This is a genomic window from Sorangium sp. So ce296, from assembly GCF_051529605.1.
GTDB lineage: Bacteria > Myxococcota_A > Polyangia > Polyangiales > Polyangiaceae > Sorangium > Sorangium cellulosum_D.
Genome location: NZ_CP150325.1, coordinates 274,925 through 293,446, shown reverse-complemented (window position 1 = coordinate 293,446; position 18,522 = coordinate 274,925). Strand labels below are relative to the sequence as shown.

General features: G+C 72.0%; 15 protein-coding genes and 1 CRISPR repeat array (1 of these 16 running past the window's edge). Of the genes, 7 read left to right on the top strand and 8 right to left on the bottom strand.

Translation table 11 applies throughout. From position 1 onward, the window contains the following. Positions 1-241 precede the first annotated feature (241 nt). From WME98_RS01165 to WME98_RS01155, 3 genes are all read right to left on the bottom strand, one after another. Positions 242-1,126 (bottom strand): DNRLRE domain-containing protein, encoded by an 885-nt coding sequence (locus tag WME98_RS01165; protein ID WP_437949546.1) that lies wholly within the window; start codon positions 1,124-1,126, stop codon positions 242-244. Next, on the bottom strand, positions 1,123-1,545 hold the full coding sequence (locus WME98_RS01160) for a hypothetical protein (protein WP_437949544.1): 423 nt from the start codon (positions 1,543-1,545) through the stop codon (positions 1,123-1,125). The genes WME98_RS01165 and WME98_RS01160 overlap by 4 nt, the downstream gene beginning before the upstream one ends. A gap of 709 nt (positions 1,546-2,254) precedes the next feature. Beyond that, a complete protein-coding gene (locus WME98_RS01155; protein WP_437949542.1) occupies positions 2,255-2,998 on the bottom strand; it encodes an SDR family oxidoreductase in 744 nt (247 codons plus the stop codon). Between the two features lie 93 nt (positions 2,999-3,091). On the opposite strand from WME98_RS01155, the gene sigJ reads away from it, so the two are divergent. Next, a complete protein-coding gene (gene sigJ / locus WME98_RS01150; protein ID WP_437949541.1) occupies positions 3,092-3,973 on the top strand; it encodes an RNA polymerase sigma factor SigJ in 882 nt (293 codons plus the stop codon). 199 nt (positions 3,974-4,172) lie between these two features. Here sigJ and WME98_RS01145 read toward each other — a convergent pair whose 3' ends face one another. Beyond that, positions 4,173-4,928: a TetR/AcrR family transcriptional regulator gene (locus WME98_RS01145; RefSeq protein ID WP_437949540.1), complete on the bottom strand. Its 756-nt coding sequence runs from the start codon at positions 4,926-4,928 to the stop codon at positions 4,173-4,175. Positions 4,929-5,028: 100 nt separating this feature from the next. Between WME98_RS01145 and WME98_RS01140 the strand changes: the two genes are divergently transcribed. Both WME98_RS01140 and WME98_RS01135 read left to right on the top strand, forming a co-directional pair. After that, a complete protein-coding gene (locus tag WME98_RS01140; RefSeq protein WP_437949539.1) occupies positions 5,029-6,129 on the top strand; it encodes a Gfo/Idh/MocA family protein in 1,101 nt (366 codons plus the stop codon). A 211-nt stretch (positions 6,130-6,340) separates the two neighbouring features. Continuing rightward, on the top strand, positions 6,341-7,789 hold the full coding sequence (locus tag WME98_RS01135; protein WP_437949537.1) for a phospholipase D-like domain-containing protein: 1,449 nt from the start codon (positions 6,341-6,343) through the stop codon (positions 7,787-7,789). Positions 7,790-7,861: 72 nt separating this feature from the next. On the opposite strand, the gene WME98_RS01130 is transcribed toward WME98_RS01135, so the two are convergent. Next, positions 7,862-9,337, bottom strand: coding sequence for a GDL motif peptide-associated radical SAM/SPASM maturase (locus WME98_RS01130; protein WP_437949536.1), 1,476 nt, complete (start codon positions 9,335-9,337; stop codon positions 7,862-7,864). A gap of 70 nt (positions 9,338-9,407) precedes the next feature. Further along, positions 9,408-10,013: a DUF1842 domain-containing protein gene (locus WME98_RS01125; protein WP_437949534.1), complete on the bottom strand. Its 606-nt coding sequence runs from the start codon at positions 10,011-10,013 to the stop codon at positions 9,408-9,410. Between the two features lie 466 nt (positions 10,014-10,479). Here WME98_RS01125 and WME98_RS01120 point away from each other — a divergent pair, with 466 nt between their 5' ends. Beyond that, positions 10,480-11,628 (top strand): hypothetical protein, encoded by a 1,149-nt coding sequence (locus WME98_RS01120; RefSeq protein ID WP_437949532.1) that lies wholly within the window; start codon positions 10,480-10,482, stop codon positions 11,626-11,628. A 95-nt stretch (positions 11,629-11,723) separates the two neighbouring features. Here WME98_RS01120 and WME98_RS01115 read toward each other — a convergent pair whose 3' ends face one another. Together WME98_RS01115 and WME98_RS01110 are read right to left on the bottom strand one after the other, a co-directional pair. Further along, positions 11,724-12,065 carry a hypothetical protein gene (locus WME98_RS01115; RefSeq protein ID WP_437949531.1) on the bottom strand — a complete coding sequence of 114 codons (342 nt, stop codon included), beginning with the start codon at positions 12,063-12,065 and terminating at the stop codon, positions 11,724-11,726. A 192-nt stretch (positions 12,066-12,257) separates the two neighbouring features. Further along, the gene (locus tag WME98_RS01110) at positions 12,258-13,535 is read right to left on the bottom strand and encodes a DUF6688 family protein (RefSeq protein WP_437949529.1); all 1,278 of its coding nucleotides are present in this window, start codon (positions 13,533-13,535) and stop codon (positions 12,258-12,260) included. Positions 13,536-13,832: 297 nt separating this feature from the next. On the opposite strand from WME98_RS01110, the gene WME98_RS01105 reads away from it, so the two are divergent. The 3 genes from WME98_RS01105 to WME98_RS01095 are packed head-to-tail and all read left to right on the top strand — an operon-like array spanning position 13,833 to position 18,097. Next, positions 13,833-14,873, top strand: a complete 1,041-nt coding sequence (locus WME98_RS01105; protein ID WP_437949528.1) for a PEGA domain-containing protein — start codon at positions 13,833-13,835, stop codon at positions 14,871-14,873. Positions 14,874-14,888: 15 nt separating this feature from the next. After that, entirely contained in the window at positions 14,889-16,517 is a 1,629-nt protein-coding gene (locus WME98_RS01100) for a hypothetical protein (protein WP_437949527.1), read from the top strand. Between the two features lie 38 nt (positions 16,518-16,555). After that, positions 16,556-18,097 carry a hypothetical protein gene (locus tag WME98_RS01095; protein ID WP_437949526.1) on the top strand — a complete coding sequence of 514 codons (1,542 nt, stop codon included), beginning with the start codon at positions 16,556-16,558 and terminating at the stop codon, positions 18,095-18,097. A gap of 295 nt (positions 18,098-18,392) precedes the next feature. Continuing rightward, a CRISPR array of direct repeats spans positions 18,393-18,522; the repeat unit is 36 nt (it continues 346 nt past the right edge of the window).

Sequence of the window (18,522 nt, the reverse complement as noted above, 5' to 3'; positions counted from 1 at the left end):
TGCCATGCAGCGTCAGGAACGGAAAGGAACAGCGAGCGTTCGGCTTCGACAAGCCGTGGGCGTGCTCGCACGGGGCGAGCTGCCCGACGGCATCTTCGAGATCTCGAGCGTCCGAGGGGCCGGCGAAGGGCCGGCGAAGGAATGGACGGCAGAGGTCGAGGGGAGAAGGACCCCGGCCGGCGAGGCGGGCGCCGCGAACGGCGGGTACGGCCGGGGTCAGCGGACGGTCATCCGGCGGAGATCAGTAGAAGCACACCTCGAGCGAGGGGCGGTTGCTGAGGTTGCCGTGCTCGCTGGAACGGTAGGCGGTGAGCGCCGTCGGGTCCTCCTCCAGGACGAAGTCGTGGTTCGGATACGCGCCGTCGACCCACCCCTGGACGAGCGCGGTCAGGTCGACGCTCCTGACGCCGGACGACGCGCCGACCAGCGTCGCCTCGATCGCCGGATCGTAGCTGTCCGCGAAGCTGCTCCAGGTCACCGCGGACTCCGCCCACGAGGCGTTGATGCGGTGCACCCGGATCTCGTTTGTGCCGGAGCTGTACAGCGTGGTGCTGAACGTGGCGGACTCGACCGTGGAGCCGAGCGGGATGAAATCGAGGCCGAAGCGATAGAGCGCCTCCTTCGCCGCGCCGTCGCTCAGCCCCGTGTGCACGTAGGCCGAGCCGCCGTCGTTGTAGCTCGGATACCGAGCCCAGATGGTCGCGTCGGCCACCTGGCCGTAGACGTCCCGCTGGATCGTCACGCACGTGACGTCGCAAGAGCCGTCGCCGTCCGCGTCGAGGCACCCGACGGTGCAGTCGGCATCGCAGCCGTCGCCGCTCGCCACGTTGCCGTCGTCGCACTGCTCGCCGGCCTCGACGAGGCCGTTGCCGCAGACCGCGGCGTCGGCGACGCTCGCATACGCGAAGATGAAGGTGTTCGGCTCGCCGAGATCCGGCCCGCCGGCGGTGTTCGGCTGGCCGAACGAGTAGGCCTCGGCACCGACGGCCGACAGGGCGCTCAAGGCGTCGTCCTCGGTGCCCGCGGCGCCGTAGAACGTCTTGAAGACCTTGCTCTCACCGGGCGCGAGCGCGCCGAAGTTGAAGTCGAAGAGCGCGCCGTGGTCTCTCGGGCCCGCGTCGGTCACCGGGCCGGGCTGGTAGCTCGTGAACGTGAGCGGGGTCGCGCTGTTGAATCCGTTGGTGTCCGTTCGGAACAGCTCCGAGGCCGTCCCATGTCGATCGTCACGTACTCGTCGCCCCACCCCTCGGCCTGCGCTCCCGGCTCGACGGACGGGTTGGTTGTGGCCAGGTAACGCAGCCCGATGTACCCGAGGCCGATGGGATCGTCGGGCGTCGGGACGTTCAGATGGCCCTGGCAGTTGACGCCGAGCTGGACGTTGCCGTTGTCGATGACCGCGCCGCACGTGTCGCACGCGTCGCCGATCCCGTCGCCGTCGACGTCCGCCTGGTCGGGGTTGTAGTCATAAGCGCAGTTGTCCGCCCCATCGCAGAGCCCATCGCCGTCGCTGTCGTAGTACCCCGACCCCGCGCAGTAATCGTACACGTCGCCGAGGCCGTCGCCGTCGCCGTCGGCCTGGTCGGGGTTGTAGCCATAAGCGCGTAGGTAAAAGAAGCCGGATCGCAGCGCGAAGAAGTGTAGCGCAGCAAACCGAAAGGGTGGGACCGCGGGCGTCGTGATGGCTCGGTCCTGGGTCGAAAGAGCGTGGTCCGGGCGGCGCCGAGCGCGCTACGGGGCGCATCGGCGTGCCGTGGGCACACGTGTCCGTCCGGGCTTTGGTCTGGCCCGGGAGGCGCGTCGCGAGACGCTATGCGGCGTCCCCGGGCGCCTTGCGGCGCACAACGGTGCTCTTCCAGTACGGCGGCCGCCGCGTGGACGCTGGGAGAGCGTGCTGGGACGTCGGTCGGTTCGCCGAGCGCGGAGAGGAAGCGGGCGATGTTCCTTGGCTCGGTCACCATGGCGACGAGCTTCATCCGCCCCTTGCAAGCTGGGCACTCGAGGACGTCGATCGCAAATGTGCGGCGCAGGAGCTCGGCGCGGTTTGTCGATCGCCCGATAGCCGCCACGCTTGCGTTTCGAAGCGGCGCCTTCGTCCGCCTTCGTAGGCCTCCTGAGGGGGTGCGATCCGTCGTCACGCCCTCCCGAAATCCCGCCGAAAGTAACGGATCGCGACGGTTCGGCGCCGCGGCGGAATCCTGGCGGCATTTCTGACACGCGGAGCTCGCCGGTGACGTCGGATGCCGCGGTCGGTCGCTCACGCGCGCGCGAGCCACGCGTCGAAGCGGAGGGCTCCGAGGCGCGGGGCCGGGCCGGGGGTGAGCGAGCGGTCGTCGAGCTGCGCGCCGAAATACTCGGCTGCGGCGTCCGAGACGACCTTGCGCGGGTCCTTCTTCGCCGCGAGCCACCGGCGGCCGAGCTCGTCGAGGCCGAGCGGCTCGGGGCCGGCGAGCTCGATCATGCCGTTCCTGGGCGGCTCCTCCGCGATGGCTGCCAGCGCGGCCGCCACGTCGTCGGCCGCGATCGGCTGGAGGAGGGCGGGCGTCAGCGTGGCCGTATCGCCCTTCGTTGCAGCGTCGACGATCGCGTTGACGAACTCGAAGAACTGCGTCGCGCGCACGATCGTGTACGGCACCCCTGCCGCGCGGATCGCCGCCTCCTGCGCCACCTTCGCGCGCATGTAATCGCTCGTCGGCAGGCGGTCGACCCCCACGATGGAGAGCGCGATGTGATGGCGGACGCCTGCGGCGGCCTCGGCGGGCAGGATCACCCCGGCCGCCCTCTGGAAGAAGCTCATCGCGGCATCGGCCTCGAACGAGGGCGCGTTGACGACGTCCACGACGACCTCGGCGCCGCGGACCGCCTCGGCGACGCCGGCGCCGGTCAAGATGTCGACGCCCGTGGAGGTCGACGCCGGTATAACCTCGTGGCCCTTCTCGCGAAGGATCCCGACCAGCTTCTTCCCGATGAGCCCGCTACCCCCGAACACGACGACCTTCATGACGATTCTCCTGGTTCGCGCATCCCGACCGGATGCTCCGTTGCGGGGAGGACCGGACAGCCCGCCGCCTTGTGACAGGTCGGAGCAAGAAAAGTGACGGCGCCCCGCGTCCCCGGAGGCCCGCAGCCTGCGGCCGACCCGTTCTTCGCGCTCCGGCCCCGGCTCCTCGGCATCGCGTATCGGATCCTCGGCAGCCGGGCCGAGGCGGATGACGTCGTGCAAGACACCTGGGTCCGCTGGCAGGCGACCGATCGGGCGACCGTGCAGGAGCCGACGGGGTTCCTGGTGACCGCCACCACGCGCCTGGCGATCAACGTGGCCCAGTCCGCGCGTGTCCGCCGCGAGGCGTACGTCGGGCCCTGGCTGCCCGAGCCGATCGACACGAGCCCCAGCGCGGAGCTCGGCGCCGAGACGCAGGAGGGCCTCGCCCTGGCCGTGCTCGTGCTCCTCGAGAAGCTCTCGCCCACGGAGCGCGCGGTGTACGTGCTCCGCGAGGTGTTCGACTACCCGTACGAGGAGATCGCCGGGATCCTCGACCTCGGCGAGGCGAACGTGCGCCAGCTGCTCGTCCGCGCGCGGAAGCACCTCGCCGGCGAGCGTCGCGCCGCGGTCGGCGTCGAGCAGCAGCGGCGCCTCCTCGAGGGCTTCATCGCCGCCGCGCAGAAGGGGGACCTCTCCGCGCTCGAGCGCCTCTTCGCGGCCGACGTCGCGTCGATCACGGACAGCAACGGACGCGTGCGGATGGCGGCCCGCGTCCCGGTGCACGGCCGCGAGCGCGTCGCGAAGCTCGTCGCTGGCTTCGCGAGCCGTTTCTGGCCGGGCACCACCGTCACGTGGCTGGAGACGAACGGCCAGCCGTCCGCCCTCATCCGCCGGGACGGCGTCGCGGTGGCGTTCGCGGCCATCGACGCGTCCGCCGAGGGCATCGAGCGCATCTACTGGATGATGAACCCCGAAAAGCTCGCGACCTTCTAGTGTCTAGTACCGCGGATCAGAACTCGCGCCAGGGACCTGCCTCGCGAGCGAAGAGAAATAAACGCAAAGACGCAAAGGCGCAAAGGCGCAAAGGCGCAAAGGCGCAAAACTACAAATCTTTTTTTTGCGTCTTTGCGCCTTTGCGCCTTTGCGTTGAACTCTCTCTCCGGATCCCTGGCCGGACTTCTGGCGGGCGGAACTATCGCCGCCTGACGGCGCGCCGGCGCTCACCGCTGCTGCCCGACGACGCCGCGGCGCCGCCTCGGCCGGCGGCAGGCGCTGGAGGGCCCTTGCGCGCCCGCTTGGGCGAGGCAGGCGCCTGCGGCGGCGCGGAGGGCGTCCGGAGCCCCGCGAGGAAGGTCGCCAGGAGGCGCTGCGCGCGCGCCGGGCCCTCGGGCGGCTGCTGCGCGGCGAGCGCGATGGCCGTCACCAGGCTCACGATGTCGTCCAGGTCGATGTCGCGCCGTATCTCTCCTGCTGCCTGGGCGAGCGAGAGCAGGTGGGAAGCCGCCTCCGAGGCCGCGCAGCACGCCGGCGAGCCGCCGTGGAACGCGACGCCGAGCGAGGTCGCCAGACCGCGGTAGGTGCTCGCGTGCGCGACGAACGCCGCGATGAACTCCGCCAGCGCGTCGCCCGGCGACGCCGACCCCGCGAGCGCCTGCGTCTTCCGCGCGAGCGCGTGCAGCTGATCCTCGACGGTCGCGACGAGCAGCGCCTCGCGCGTGGGGAAATGCCGGTAGAGCGTGCCGATCCCGACGCCGGCGCGCCGGGCGACGTCCTCCAGCGACGCGTCGGCGCCGCGCTCCGTGAACACCGCGTCGGCGGCGACGAGGAGCCGCTCGCGGTTGCGCCGCGCGTCCGCGCGGAGCGGGCGTTGCGGCTCGCTCGCGCCGGCAGAAGACGGCTCGCTCGCGCCGGCGGACGGAGGGGTCGGGGTCGATCGCGCGGAGGGCATTGCAAAACGGAGGATCCCTCCGTATGTTAACCGGAGCAACCCTCCGGTTATAACGGAGCGCCCCTCCGGTTCGGCCGGAGCGGCCCATCGAGGAGCGACCATGAGCGGAATCAGGGGATCGAAGAAGATTCGCGTGGGGATCATCGGGGCGAGCCCGGACCGCGGCTGGGCCGCGGCGACGCACCTGCCGGCGCTGGCGGCGCTCGGCGGCGCATACGAGCTCACGGCGGTGAGCACCACGAGGCAGGCGAGCGCCGACGAGGCCGCGCGCCGCTTCGGGGCGCGCCACGCGTTCGACCGCGCCGAGCCGCTCATCGAGCACCCCGACGTCGATCTCGTCGTCGTCTCGGTCCGCGCCCCCGAGCACGCGCGGCCCGTCCGCGCCGCCGTCGCCGCGAAGAAGGACATCTTGTGCGAGTGGCCGCTCGGCGTCTCGCTCGCCGAGGCCACCGAGCTCGCCGGGGCCGCCGAGGCCGCCGGCATCCGCACGGCGATCGGGCTCCAGCGGCGCCTCGCGCCGAGCGTGCTCCACCTGCGCGAGCTGATCGCCGAGGGCTACGTGGGCCGGCTGCGCTCGGTGACGATGCACGTCGCGCTGCCGATGGCCGCCGCGCGGCGGCCGCGCGCCGACGCGTACGCGGCCGACGCGAAGAACGGCGCCCACGTGCTCACGATCGTCGCCGCGCACTTCCTCGACACGGTGCTCTCCGCGGTCGGCGAGCTAGAGAGCCTGTCCAGCGTCGTCGCCCGCCAGTTCGACGAGGCGACGGTGATCGAGACGGGAGAGGTCGTGCCGGTGACGGCGCCGGACCAGACGCTCATCGCGGGGACGCTCGTGGGCGGAGCGGTCGTGTCCGGCCATTTCGAGACCGCGAAGCGCAATGGTCCCACCCTGAACTGCACCTTCACGGGCACCGAGGGCGATCTCGCCCTGTCCCACGATCTGAGCCTCTCGGGCGCCCGCGGCGAGGGGCAGCCGCTCCAGCCGATCCCGACGCCCGAGCGCCTGTCCTGGATCCCCCGAGCCGGCCTGTCCGACGACGCACACCAGATCGCGCAGCTGTATGCGGCCTTCGCCAAGGACCTCGCGGAGGGCACCTCGGTCGCGCCGACGTTCCGCGACGCGCTGAAGCTCCACCGGCTCGTCGACACGATCGCCGAGGCCTCCGCCGCGGGGAAGCGCATCGCCTGGAAGGGCTGAGCGCGCCGCGCCGCGCCACGCCGCGCCGGAGCGGCGGTCGACGGCGGCCCGCGGCCTCAAGGGCGCCAGGTGTACGGCGGCGCGACCGTCACCTCGGCCGCCGTCGAGACGCCTCGCCAGTCGTTCGGGACGCGCTCGTCAGGCAACCCCCGGGACCGCCGTCGACGCGGCGCGCGACGGGGCACGAAAACTCTGGCATTGAACGTATGCCATGACCCCCGCTCGCGTCCCTGCGCGCATCCCCCCGTCGAACGCGCCGCTGCGCGCCGTCGCACGGCAAACCTTCAGTCGGGTCGCTGGCGCGCCGCTCATCGGCGGCAACAGGGTCGATCTGCTCATCGACGGGCGAGCGAACTTCGACGCATGGCTCGCCGCGATACGGGCCGCGCGCGCCTCGATCCTGTTCGAGAACTACATCTTCGACGACGACGCGCTGGCGCGCGAGTTCCGCGACGCGCTCGCCGAGCGCGCCGCGGCGGGCGTCCACGTCAGCGTGATCCGCGACTGGTTCGGGTGCCTGTGCGCGTCGACGGACCACTTCTGGAGCCCGCTGCGCGCGGCGGGCGGGGAGGTCCGCACCTACAACCCTTTCAGCTTCACCAGCCCGTTCGGCTGGGTGGCGCGCGATCATCGCAAGCTGCTCGTCGTCGACGCCGAGGTCGGCTTCGTCTCCGGCGTCTGCGTCAGCGGCAGATGGCTCGGCGACGCGGCGCGCGGCGTACCGCCGTGGCGCGACACCGGCATCGCCGTGCGGGGGCCGGCGGTGCGCGCGCTCGCCGAGGCGTTCGCCGACAACTGGGCGACCCTCGGCGGAGGCCTCCCCGCCGACCTGCCCGTCCTCACCGAGGTTCCGCCGGCCGTCGGCCCCGTGGACCTGCGCGTGGTGGCGAAGCTGCCGAGCACCACCGGCCTCTACCGGCTCGATCAGATGGTCGCCGCGCTGGCGCAGAGGACGCTCTGGCTGACGGACGCGTACTTCGTCGGCATCGCGCCGTACGTCCAGGCGCTGACCGCAGCGGCGCGCGACGGCGTGGACGTGCGCCTGCTCGTCCCGGGCACGAGCGACGTTCCGGCCATCGGCAGGCTGTCGCGGGCCGGCTATCGCCCGCTGCTCGAGGCCGGCGTGCGCGTCTACGAGTGGAACGGCTCGATGCTCCACGCGAAGACCGCGGTGGCCGACGGCCGCTGGGCGCGCGTGGGGTCGAGCAACCTCAATATCGCGAGTTGGCTCGAAAACTGCGAGATCGACGTGGCGATCGAGGACGAGGAGTTCGCCGGGCGCATGCAGGCGCAGTACGAGGAAGATCTCCGCGGCGCGACCGAGATCGTCCTCCACGCGCGGCGCCGCGCGGTCCACGACAGGCGGCGCCGCCCGCAGGGGGCCGGGACCGGGCGCTCCGCCGCGGGCGCCCTGCGCCTCGCCAACACCGTGGGCGCGGCGATGACGAACCGCCGTGTCCTCGGCGCGGCCGAGGGCTCGATCCTGCTCGGCGGGGCGCTCCTGCTCCTCGGCGGCGCCGCGGTCGCCCTGTACTTTCCGCGCCTGCTCGCCTGGCCGCTCGCCGTGCTCGCGCTCTGGTCCGCGATCAGCCTGCTCCTCCGGTACGTCACCCTCGCCCGCAGGGGCGAGGCTCCGGAGTCATCGCCGCGCGCGCCGTGACGCGAGCGCGCCGGCCTTCTTCGCGGAACACGCGGCTGAACTGGCGCTGACCCCCGCCGCGACCCTCGCGGCCTACCAGCGCGACGCCGCCGCGGCGGCCCCGGACAGCGCGCGCTCGAGCCGCTCGATCAGGGCGCGGCGGCGCTGCACGACCTCCGCGTGCGCCGCCGCGGCGCGGGCGACGTCGGCGCCGCAATGCGGACACGTCGCCTCGCGCGGGTAGATGTACCGGTCGCAGGCGCGGCACGGGGCGAGCTGCGGCGGCACGCGGCCGTCGCGCGGCGCGGCGGCGCCATCGCGGCGGCGCCGGAGCTGGATGAGGCCGCCCGTGGCCGAGGTCACGGGCGGCGCGGGCGATGCGCCCTCGCGGCCGGGCACGGGCTCGACGATCAGCTCGAACTCGCCGATGGCGAACGGCGCGCCGGGCGCCTCCCGCTTCTTGACGACCCGCTCGCGGAGGTTGCGCCGGTCCAGCTCGAGGGCGCGGTGGTGACAGTACGGGTTGTTCCCCGGGCGCCCGAACAGCGAGTCCGCGGTCCAGGTGCAGCCGCCCCGACAGACGTCGGCGTAATAGCAGGTGCGGCAGAAGCCCCAGAGGGCGTCCACCGTCGCCAGCCGGCCGAAGTGGATCTCCTCGGCGTGATTCCAGATGTCCTCGAGCCGGAGATCGCGCACGTTGCCGCCGGCGTAACCGGAGGTGCGGAGCGACGGACACCCCTTCACCGTGCCGTCGGCCTCGAGGCCGATCACGTTCTGCCCTGCCGCGCAGCCCGTCCAGTGCACCGAATCGTCGCCGACGCCGCGCAGGCGATGCTCGAAGGGGCCGAAGTAACCGATGTTGTTGCCGACCACCATGAGCAGGCCGCGGTCGAGCCCCTCGCGGTAGAGGCGGTCGAGCAGCGGCATCAGCTCGAGGAGCTGGTAGGGCTGGAGCAGGACGGCGTCGTTGTCGACGGCGTTGCCCATCGCGACCGTGAGCTGGATCTGCCAGTGCGTCGCGCCCGCGGCGGCGATCGCGTCGAGGAGCGCCGGCAGGTCGTCCATGGTGCGGGCGCCGATCTGCGTGTTCACGCTGGCGGCGATCCCGTGCGCCCGCGCCCGCCGCACGGCGTCGATCGCCCGGGAGAACGAGCCCGGCACGCCCCGCAGCTCGTCGTGGAGCGGGGCGAGGCCGTCGAGGGAGACGCCCACCGCCTGGAGGCCCGCCCCCACCGCCGCGGCGAGGCGCGCCTCGGTGAGGTTGCGGCCGCCGGTCTGTACGGCGCAGCGCATCCCCGCGGCGCGCGCCGCGCGGATGATCTCGATCCAGTCGCCGCGCAGGTACGCCTCGCCGCCGATCAGCGAGAGCTCGCGCGTGCCGAGCCGGGCGAGCGCCGCGACGACCTCGAGGCACTCCGCGGTGTCGAGCTCGCGATCTCGCCGCGCGCCTGCGCGGGAGCCGCAGTGGCGGCACTTGAGATCGCAGGCGAGGGTGATCTCCCAGACCGCGTGGACCGGGACGTTCCTCCGGAAGTCGTCTGTCTCTCGATCGCGAACGGCTCGGCTCATGGCTCCCTCCAGGTGCGGGCGGACCGCGCCTCCGCCCGGCGAACCGGGCGGAGGCGCGCCTGCGCGCGTCTCAGCGCGCGCGCTCGCTCCGGCCGATCTCCGCCTTGAGCGCGGCGAGCGCCGACTGGATCTCGGCGCTCTGCGAGAGGTGCTGCTCGGCCTGCGCGGCGAGCTGCTTCATGCGCGCGAGATCGCCGCTCGCGGCGGCTTCCTGCATCGCGGGCCCGTAGAGCGTGTGGATCGGGCCGCCCCTCTGGCCGGCGCTGGTCACCACCGCCTTCTCGATCTCGACCCGGCGCCCCGACGCCTCGACGAAGCTGTAGCTCGCGGTCCCGCCCTGCCAGCCCTTGTCGAGGACCATGCGGAGCTCGAAATTCGGCTGCAGCACCGGGCCGATGCCGCCGCCCGGAGGCCACTGGACCGGCGGGTAGCCCGTCGCGACGACGAGGATGTGCGTGACGTCGGGCATCACCGTCATGTACGTGAAGCTCCCGTCGACCCGGGTGTGGAGGTCGAGCGGCGGGCTCACCGCCTGCGTGATCTGCCCGAAGCCGTTCACGAGCTTGTGGACGGTATTGACGGTGAGCGAGAGGGTGAGGTTCGGCGATCCGATGGCGAGGGTGCCGATGTCATAGTTGACGAGGAACAGGCCTGTGCGTGAGGGCGTGTTGGTCATGGCGGACCTCCTGGAGAGCTCGATGGGGTGACTGCGATTCGCGCGACCGCGACCGCGCGAGCACGCTCAGCAGCCCCTGTGCCATGCGCTGGAGCGAGCCGCTCGGCGATGCCGCTCCTCGGGGGCGATGGCGAGCCGATCGGGGCGGGGCCCTGCGGAAGGAGAGCGCGCGATCGTCGTCCGCGACGGGCGGCGGCGACGAGCTCCGAAGGAGAGCGTCGGCCCCGAGCGTCGCGACCTCGGCAACACATTGCCGGCAAGGTTTTGCTCGGCGGAGCGCGCCACAGCAAATCGTTGCCCGATCGGGGCCGCGACACCTGGACCTCGGCGCTCGATCCCCTTGCGTCGAAATAATCAAACGGAGCGCGAATCACGTCTTGGACACGGGTTCGAGCAGCGCGACCGCGCCCCTGGCACAGCGCGTTTTTATGGCGCCGCCGGGATACGCCTCGGATATTCTTCGGCCATGGCGAGCTTGCGGAGGACGGCGGGGCTCTGGGCGAGCGCACTGCTCCTCGCGACCTGGGGATGCGGGGGAACGACGATCCTGGAGCACGATGGCTCGGCGGAGACCGGGCCTGACGATTCGGCGAGCTCGGGGACGCAGGCGGGCTCGGGCGGTCATGGTGGCGGGCCGAACGCCTCCTCCGGCGCGTGCTCGGCCGGTGAAGCGCGCTGTAACGGGCGCTTCCGCCGCGAAACGTGCGCGGAGGATGGCGCCTGGATCGAGACGGACTTCGTGTGCGCACGAACGGTGGCCGTGGATGACGACATCGGAAGCTATTGCGTCACCAAGGCGGACGGCGCGTATCGCTGCTGGGGATCGTCGGCGTCGAGCGACGCGGTCGATGCCCCGCCGCTGCCCGACGAGATCTACCGGCGCGTCCAGCTCACGCGGTACGGGCTCATCGGGCTCACCGAGGACGGCCGCTTGCGTGCGGCCGAGTTCACGATTCCGGAGAGCCCTTCGCAGGTCGTCGCCTTTCGTCAGACGAACATGGGGGGCGACGTCGGGGTCTGCTCGCTCCGGTCCGACGGCGTGTTCGAGATGTTCCTCTACAATCCGCGCGAGCCGGACGGCCCCTCCACGCGCACCCACTCCGTGGAAGGCGGGCCATTTTCGCGCGTGTACTGCGCGTGGGAAGGTATGTACGCCGCCGTTCGAGCGGACGGCACCGTCCTGTCGAATTTCGCCACGGCGCCGCCCGGCGACGGCTTCGCGGAGCTCGCGCTGAGCATTGGCATCTTCTGCGGCCTCCGGACGGACGGCACCATCTCGTGTCACAGGCCACCCGCCGACAGAGTTGGCAACTTGGACGCGGGGCCGGACCTGCCCGCGTTTCCATCGGGGCGCTATCGATCGATCACCGCGACGGTCGGCGTCGTCTGTGCCATCGACGAGCAGGATGCCCTCGTCTGCAAACGGTACGACGGTCGGGACATGCCAGTTCCTCCCGCGCGGTACGTGTTCGCAGAAGGCGGCTATAACCTGGTGTGTGCCGTGCGCGTCGACGGCTCGACCGCCTGCTTTCGGCATGGCGGTGCGGGCAATCTCGATCTCGAGGACGTGAGCGGCTTCGCGCCCGTCGAGCCGCCGCTGGACCCCGGCTGGTGAGCTGACGCCGGATTCCAGCGCGCCGCGCGGCGGTCGTCGCCGCGCGGCGAAGCGCTGCTATCCGCGTCATGACCCGCGCGTCGCGGGCGACGCGATCAGTACCAGCTGCCCGCCGGCGTCTTGTTGTCGAGCAACAGCCCGTCGACGGGACAGCCGTTGTCGTCGAGGGGCGGCCCGCACGTCCCCGTGTCCTCGAGGCAGTTGTACGTCTCGCAGTCCGGGCCCAGGACGCAGTCGCTCCCTTCCGGGAGCCGCGGCCCGCACGTCTCGGTCCCGAAGATGTCGCACCGGCCGCTGTCGCATTCGACGAACGTCTCGCACGCCGCGCCGTCGGGCGACCACGGCGCGCAGGTGCCCACCTCAGCATCGGAGTCCGGCTTGACGCAGTGCCAGTTCTCGCAATCGTGCTCGACGGTGCACTCTCCCCCGAGCGGCACCTGCCCCTCGAACACGTCGAAGAGGCAGAGCCAGTCGGCGTCGGTCGCGGCGCACCCGGCGCCGTTAGATAACCGAAGTCGTCTCGCGGCGTGCCGGCGATGCTCGAGGGGAGCACGATGCCGACGTCGTCGAGCTCGCCGCTGCACCCGTGCGCGAAGCGCCGCCCGGCGGCGGCAGCGGCGGCCCGGCGATCAGCGGTACATGCGGTCGATCCTCGCCTCGGGGGCGCGCTTGTCGAGCAGCAGGAGCGCCAGGTAGAACGCCCATTCCAGGGGCTTCATCGCGAGGTAGACGAGATCGGCGGCCCAGGCGGCGCGGATGTACCGGCTCACGGGCAGCCCCAGCCGGTCGTAGAGCCGGCGCGCCGCGCGTCCGAAGCGCGGCCAGCGCTCGTGCAGGAGATCCTCGAAGGCGTTGGCGATCGCGAGCTGGCGATTGACGAGGATCGGCGTGCCGCCCCGCCGCCCGAGCCGGATCGGGCGCACCAGCCAGGCGTGGCCGCGCGCCGCGACGGTGCACAGGTAATGGCAGTCGCCGGGGAGCTCGACGATCGGGAGCTGCGAGAGGGTGTATCCGCAGGTGCGGGTGAAGACCTGGAGCGCGGCCGAGGGATGTCCCAGCCAGGCGGCGTGGACGACGGCGTGGATCCCGAGGAGGACCGGGGAGGCGGCGAGGGCGCGCCAGAGGGTCGGCCGGTGGATGGCGGGCGGCGGCGGGAGCGGGACCTGGGGCGGTCCGGCGCGGTAGGCGGCGTCCGCGCCGGCGAGCGGGGCGGGGGCGCTGGCCTCGACGCCGCGCCGCACGAGGCGGGCGCGGAGCTCGACGGCGTAGAGGGCGATGGTGATGACCGGAGCGACGCAGGGGAGGAAGAGCGGCGGCACGAGCAGGCCGGCGAGGACCCAGGGGCCGAAGTGCACGGCGAGGAGGGCGTGCAGGGCGAGGCCGAGGAGCAGGGCCGCATGGATGGCGAGCTCCGCGGGGCCGGGGAGCGCTGCGGGCCGGCGCCGCGAGACGGCGTAAGCGAGGGCGGTGAGGGCGTGCAGGGCGAGGAGGCCGTAGACCTCGGGCTCGGCGAGGGGCCGGAACGCGGTGGTGCCGGCGTCGCACGCCTGGACTTCGCACGCGTGGTTCGCGTCGTGGCTGTAGGCCAAGCCCCACGCGGGCAGGAGGACGAGCGCGAGCACCTCGGAGGCGATCTGGAAGGGGCGGCGGCCGCGGCGGCGGATGGCGCGGTAGGTCCACACCGTGAGGGCGAGCCACCCCGCGATGCCGAGCGCGACGGCGAGGACGAGGGCGCCGCCGAGTCGTCCCAGCACGGTCGCGCCGAAGAGCAGCGCCGCGAGCGGGGGCACGCCGTAGCCGGTGGCCACGAGGGCGGCGATGGCGCCGTCCGCGAGGGAGAACGGCTGCTTGGGCGGGGACGGGGGCTGCGGCTGCGGTTCGGGCGGCGGGGGCTGCGGCTGCGGCATGCGTAGGCCATGGTAACGGCGGCGGAGGAACAGGGAGCGGTCGCGATCGGCGGCGCCGAGACCTCAGTGTGACGATGTAGTAGAATGTGACTCCAGCCACCCTGCCGGCTACAAGCTGACCGGCAACCAGGGAGAACCGTTCCTTTCCGCCATTCTCCACGAAATTCTCGCACAAAGCGCTGCTCTCCAGCGATTGGATCTCGGTTGACGTCGTGCGCCAGGCGCAACTAGCGTCCCTGGATGCGTTGCGGTAGGCCGCTGCTCTTCATTCTTCTAGCGCTTGGCGCCTCAACGGGCTTGGCCAGCGCGGCCGACGCGGCGGGACAGCATTCGACCCCGGCACCAGCCGCTGGTTCGGCGGTGAAAGACCTCGTTGGCCGTGGTCGGAAGGCGTGGAAGCTAGGGAAGTGGAACGAGGCCTACGACGCCTACAAAGCGGCCTTCGACGCCGCAGAGGCGGGGCCGAGCGCGATCGGAGAGCGCGCGGAGCTCGCCGGCGAGCTGGGCCTCTGTGCGCTCGCGCTCCGCAAGTACCGTGAGGCGGCGGAGCACCTGACCTGGAGCCTTGAGCAGGGCCATGCGCTCACGGACGAGGTCCGGATACGATTCGAAGTCGGACGGGCGAAGGCAGCGTTTTACCTCCTTCGAGTCCTGCTGTCCGTCGATCCGCCGGACGCCGAGGTGTTCATCAACGGCCAATCCATCGGTCGGGCCGCACGGACTTACAAGCTGTTCCTCGATCCCGGACGACACATGGTGCGGGCCCGGGCGCCTGGCCGTGAGGATGCGCTGCATGTCGTCAGCGCCAGCGCGGGCTCGGAGATCGAGATCGCGATGCAGCTGCCGCGCCTTCCGGTGAGCAGCGCCAACGAAGCGCCGGCGGCGCCGGAGTCCGCGAGCGCTTCGCCCGCTGCGCGCCCGCAGGCCTCGAGCCCGTGGGCATCTTGGCCGGGAACGCTGCGCATCGCCGGCATCGGCTTGACCGTGGCAGCAGGATCGCTCGGCGCAGCTTTCATGGTCCGCGCGAGCACGACGGATGGAGACCTCGACGAGCGGAACGAGAGGCTCGACGCGGCGGGGGTCTCGCCGGGGGTGTGTCGGGAACCGCCCAAGCCCGCGACGTGCTCCGAGCTGACGCGCCTCCGACGAGAGCGCGACCTCTTCGCCGGGCTGGGCACGGCGATGGTGGTGACGAGCGGCCTCGTCGGCGCGGCGACGCTGGCTTCGTTCTTGACGGATTTCGCTTTTCTGCGGACTGAGCCCACGAAAGCTCGGCTCGCGTTGACGCCGACGGTGACGCCGGCACGGCTTGGCCTCGTGGCATACGGCGCGTGGTGATCAGGGAGCAAGCACATGCCTCTTCCCGAATTGCGACGAATGCGGCTGCTGCTCGCCGTGGGGACCCTCTCCACGGGCGGCGCGGGGGGCCTCTCCGGGTGCGGTTACGACGATAGCTGCTACGACGAACGCGTCTGCCTCTCACTTCCGAAGTCTCCCTGTGATGGTGACCCAGCGACGGCGCCGGCGCTGGACGAGTGCGGGGTGTTCGTCAGCGAGCAGGGCGACGACGAGAGCCCGGGCACAAAGAGCGCGCCGGTGAGGACGATGCAACACGCGATCGGGCTCGCCGCGAGCGGCCGAGGCGACGGCGAGGCGCCGACCCGGCGGGTGTATGCTTGCGGTGGGGCGTTCGCGGAGGAGATCACGCTGCCTTCCGGGGTCGACCTCTGGGGCAGCCGTCGCTGTGATGGCGGCGATGATTGGTCGTATGGGGGGTCGTTCGCCGGGCCGAACGCGTCGACCGTCATCGCGCCGCCCGACGGGATCCCGGTGCGGGTCCTCGGCGGGGGCGAGGCGGTCGTCGCGGGGAACGAGGCGACGTCCGTGATCTTCGGCGTGCGCGCCGTGGCGGCGGACGCCTCGGCGCCCGATGGCAAGTCGTCGATCGCGATGATCTTGAGCCGGGGAGCGCGGGCGATCGTGCGGGACAGCGTGATCGCCGCGGGCGACGGCGGCGATGGGGAGCCGGGAGAGGACGCGCCCACCGAACGGGCGACGTACGGCGTGCTGGGTAACCACGGCGCGGACGCGTGTACAGCGGACGTCGTGACGGGCGCTCGCCCGGTCGTGACGAGGTGCGACGATGGCACCGAGTCCGTCGGCGGATACGGCGGCGACGGTGGGCTCGACGTCGGCGGCGATGGCGCTTCGGGACAGCCGATGTCCGAGGAGAATCAAGAGGCTACGGGTCGCGGAGGCTCCGGCGCGGACACCATGAGATGCGCGGCCGGGAGCGCGGGCGCCGACGGTGCTCCCGCCGGTCGTGCGGCCGGCGCGTTGGGTCCTGGGTTCCTGGACATCGACGGATGGGTCGGCGTGCGAGGTGAAGACGGGAAGAACGGCGGCGTTGGCCATGGCGGGGGCGGCGGCGGCGGCAGCAAGGGGCGGGGCGAGATGAACTCGTGCCAAGATCGACCCCAAGGGGGTGCGGCGGGCGGCTCGGGAGGCAGCGGCGGTTGCGGCGGCCTGGGAGGCAAGGGCGGCGGCTATGGCGGGGCGAGCATCGGCATCATCGCGCTGGAGGGCGCCGAGCTGACGGTCGAGGCCAGCGACGTGTTCGCCGGCGCCGGCGGCCGCGGTGGCGTTGGCGGAACGGGCCAACCGGGAGGCCGAGGTGCTGTAGGTGGCTACGGCGGGCTGCATCCGTTTACCAATCTGTGGCCCGCCTGTCCTGGTGGCAGGGGTGGCGACGGCGGCCGCGGGGGCGATGCCGGCGGCGGCTCCGGTGGGCATTCGCTCGGCGTTGCCTCGGTGGGCGCAACGGTCACCCTTGCCCAAAGTGCGAGCGTTCACCACGAAGACGGCGGAAGAGGTGGTCCCGCAGGGAACGCAGCTCTGGACCAGGACGAGGGCGAGGGCGCTCCGGGCCTCGCCTACTTTTGGTATCGGTTCGATGCTCCCGCCCCGGCGCCACCTCGATGAACCGCTCTCGTGCAGGCGATTCACGGCAGGAGACTACCATGTGCAATACGGCCGCCACCATCTTCGTCATCATCCTATCGTCATGGGCCATCGGTTGCGGCACGACGACGAACGTAGCCGAGGATGGCGGGACACCGTGCTCCGCCTCATCCTGCCAGGACGAGGCGCCGCCGGAGTCGGTCTGCCGCGAGCACGTGGCCGCCGATATCCTCGACGATGGCTGCGGTGTGTTCGTCGCCGGGATCGCGGCGGGCGGCGACGATGCCAACCCTGGTACGAAGGCCAAGCCGGTCTTCTCCGTTCAATACGCCATCGATCTCGCGCGTCGCGGGCGAGGCCGCGTGTTCCTCTGCAGCGACGGGTTCTTGGGCAACGTGAGGCTCCCCTCCGGCGTGGACCTCCTCGGGGGCTTCAACTGCTGGCGTTGGGGGCGCGCCGATGCTGATCCGCTGTCCACCCTGCAGGAGATAAGGGGCTCCGACCCCATCGTGACCGTCGAGCCGGCGAGCGCGAGCGACACGGGCGCGGCCGACGGGGTATCGACGATCGCCAACATCCTCGCGCGGTCGGAGGGGTCGATCTCGGTGCTCGTTCAGTCCAACACCGTGGTGGAGATCCTCCGAAGCGAGATCCGCACCTCCTACGGATGGGGAGGCCGCGACGGGGAGAAATGGCCCTGGCCGAATCAGGCGGCGGATGGGCCTGACGGGCAGTACGGGGGACACGCGTGCTCGGCGGCCACGGTCCCTGGTGGAGCGGCGGCGGAGAACCGGTGCGAAGGAGGAATGCCGAGCTTCGGCGGCAAAGGCGGCGACGGGATGCCCGACGGCGCGGAGGACGGGGGCACCGGCTCGCCCGCGGCGTCGAACCCGACGAGCACAGGACGCGGTGGACGTGCGGAGCGGGAAAACTTCGGCTGTGAGCAGGGGGACCACGGGAGCGATGGGAACCCGGGGGCGGTGGGCGCGATCGGCGAGGGCATCGGGCGAATCACCGAGAGAGGCTGGGAAGGGGGCAAGGCCGGCGACGGCGAAAGGGGCACGCCGGGCCAGGGCGGCGGCGGAGGGGGCGGTCAGCGAGGCGGATTCGCGCTGTGCGGCGTGGCCACCAAGGGAGGCGCCGGCGGCGGCTCCGGAGGCGCTGGCGGCTGCGGCGGCAGGGGCGGCCGAGGGGGCGGAAACGGTCACCCGACCATCGGCATCGTCGCGCTTCATGCCAAGGTGACGGTGCGCGATACCCATATCATCACCCTTGACGCAGGCCCCGGCGGCGACGGCGGGCCGCCCGAGGACGGCGGCGACGGCGGCCGAGGCGCGCCGGGCGGCTCCTTCGGCGACGGCAGCATGTGGTCCTGCGACGGGGCCAACGGCGGCACCGGTGGCCCCGGCGGCTACGGGGGTCCCGGGCGCGGCGGGGACTCGATCGGGATCGCCTACCTGGACGAGGACCAGCTCGAGATCGAGGGGGTCACGTACGAGCTGGGACCACCGGGCAAGGGCGGCACGAGCTGGGAGTGGTTTGAAGAGATGGTGACGGGGCAGGACGGCGACAAGGTCGAGACGCTGCGTTTCCCTGAATAGGAGAATAGGAGCGGCGAGCGGGCTGGACAGGGCAGCAGGGGCGACGTCCGAGATACTAGGCAGCGGCGCGACTCGTGGACGAAACGCTGACCATGTGGGAGAGCTCGGGGCCGTCGAGGTCTTCGGGCGAGCCGGCGTCGAGGCGCTGCGGCGTGAGCTCGTCGGCCGCGCCGGTGTGCACGTGAGCATGGGCGAGCTCGGGGCCGGACGTCGGCAGCGCGTCCCGCGGTGCGAGCTTCGGGGGGGGCCGCCGGCTGTCAGTTAGACCGCCACTGGCGTTCACCGCCGAGATCTAGCTGCAATGGGGGCGACACCTTTCAGCGGTGGAGAGGGTTCGTACGGCGGCGGCGCGTGGAGCGTGCCCGGCGGGCTTCAATGGGGCCGCCGCCTTTCAGCGGCGGAGAGTCTATGCAGAGGATGTGCTG

Excerpts from the sequence above, each read along its gene's own strand:
- WME98_RS01155 (WP_437949542.1), bottom strand. The coding sequence starts at position 2,998 with ATGAAGGTCGTCGTGTTCGGGGGTAGCGGGCTCATCGGGAAGAAGCTG.
- WME98_RS01145 (WP_437949540.1), bottom strand. The coding sequence starts at position 4,928 with ATGCCCTCCGCGCGATCGACCCCGACCCCTCCGTCCGCCGGCGCGAGC.
- WME98_RS01140 (WP_437949539.1), top strand. The coding sequence starts at position 5,029 with ATGAGCGGAATCAGGGGATCGAAGAAGATTCGCGTGGGGATCATCGGG.
- WME98_RS01135 (WP_437949537.1), top strand. The coding sequence starts at position 6,341 with ATGACCCCCGCTCGCGTCCCTGCGCGCATCCCCCCGTCGAACGCGCCG.
- WME98_RS01130 (WP_437949536.1), bottom strand. The coding sequence starts at position 9,337 with ATGAGCCGAGCCGTTCGCGATCGAGAGACAGACGACTTCCGGAGGAAC.
- WME98_RS01125 (WP_437949534.1), bottom strand. The coding sequence starts at position 10,013 with ATGACCAACACGCCCTCACGCACAGGCCTGTTCCTCGTCAACTATGAC.
- WME98_RS01120 (WP_437949532.1), top strand. The coding sequence starts at position 10,480 with ATGGCGAGCTTGCGGAGGACGGCGGGGCTCTGGGCGAGCGCACTGCTC.
- WME98_RS01110 (WP_437949529.1), bottom strand. The coding sequence starts at position 13,535 with ATGCCGCAGCCGCAGCCCCCGCCGCCCGAACCGCAGCCGCAGCCCCCG.
- WME98_RS01100 (WP_437949527.1), top strand. The coding sequence starts at position 14,889 with ATGCCTCTTCCCGAATTGCGACGAATGCGGCTGCTGCTCGCCGTGGGG.
- WME98_RS01095 (WP_437949526.1), top strand. The coding sequence starts at position 16,556 with ATGTGCAATACGGCCGCCACCATCTTCGTCATCATCCTATCGTCATGG.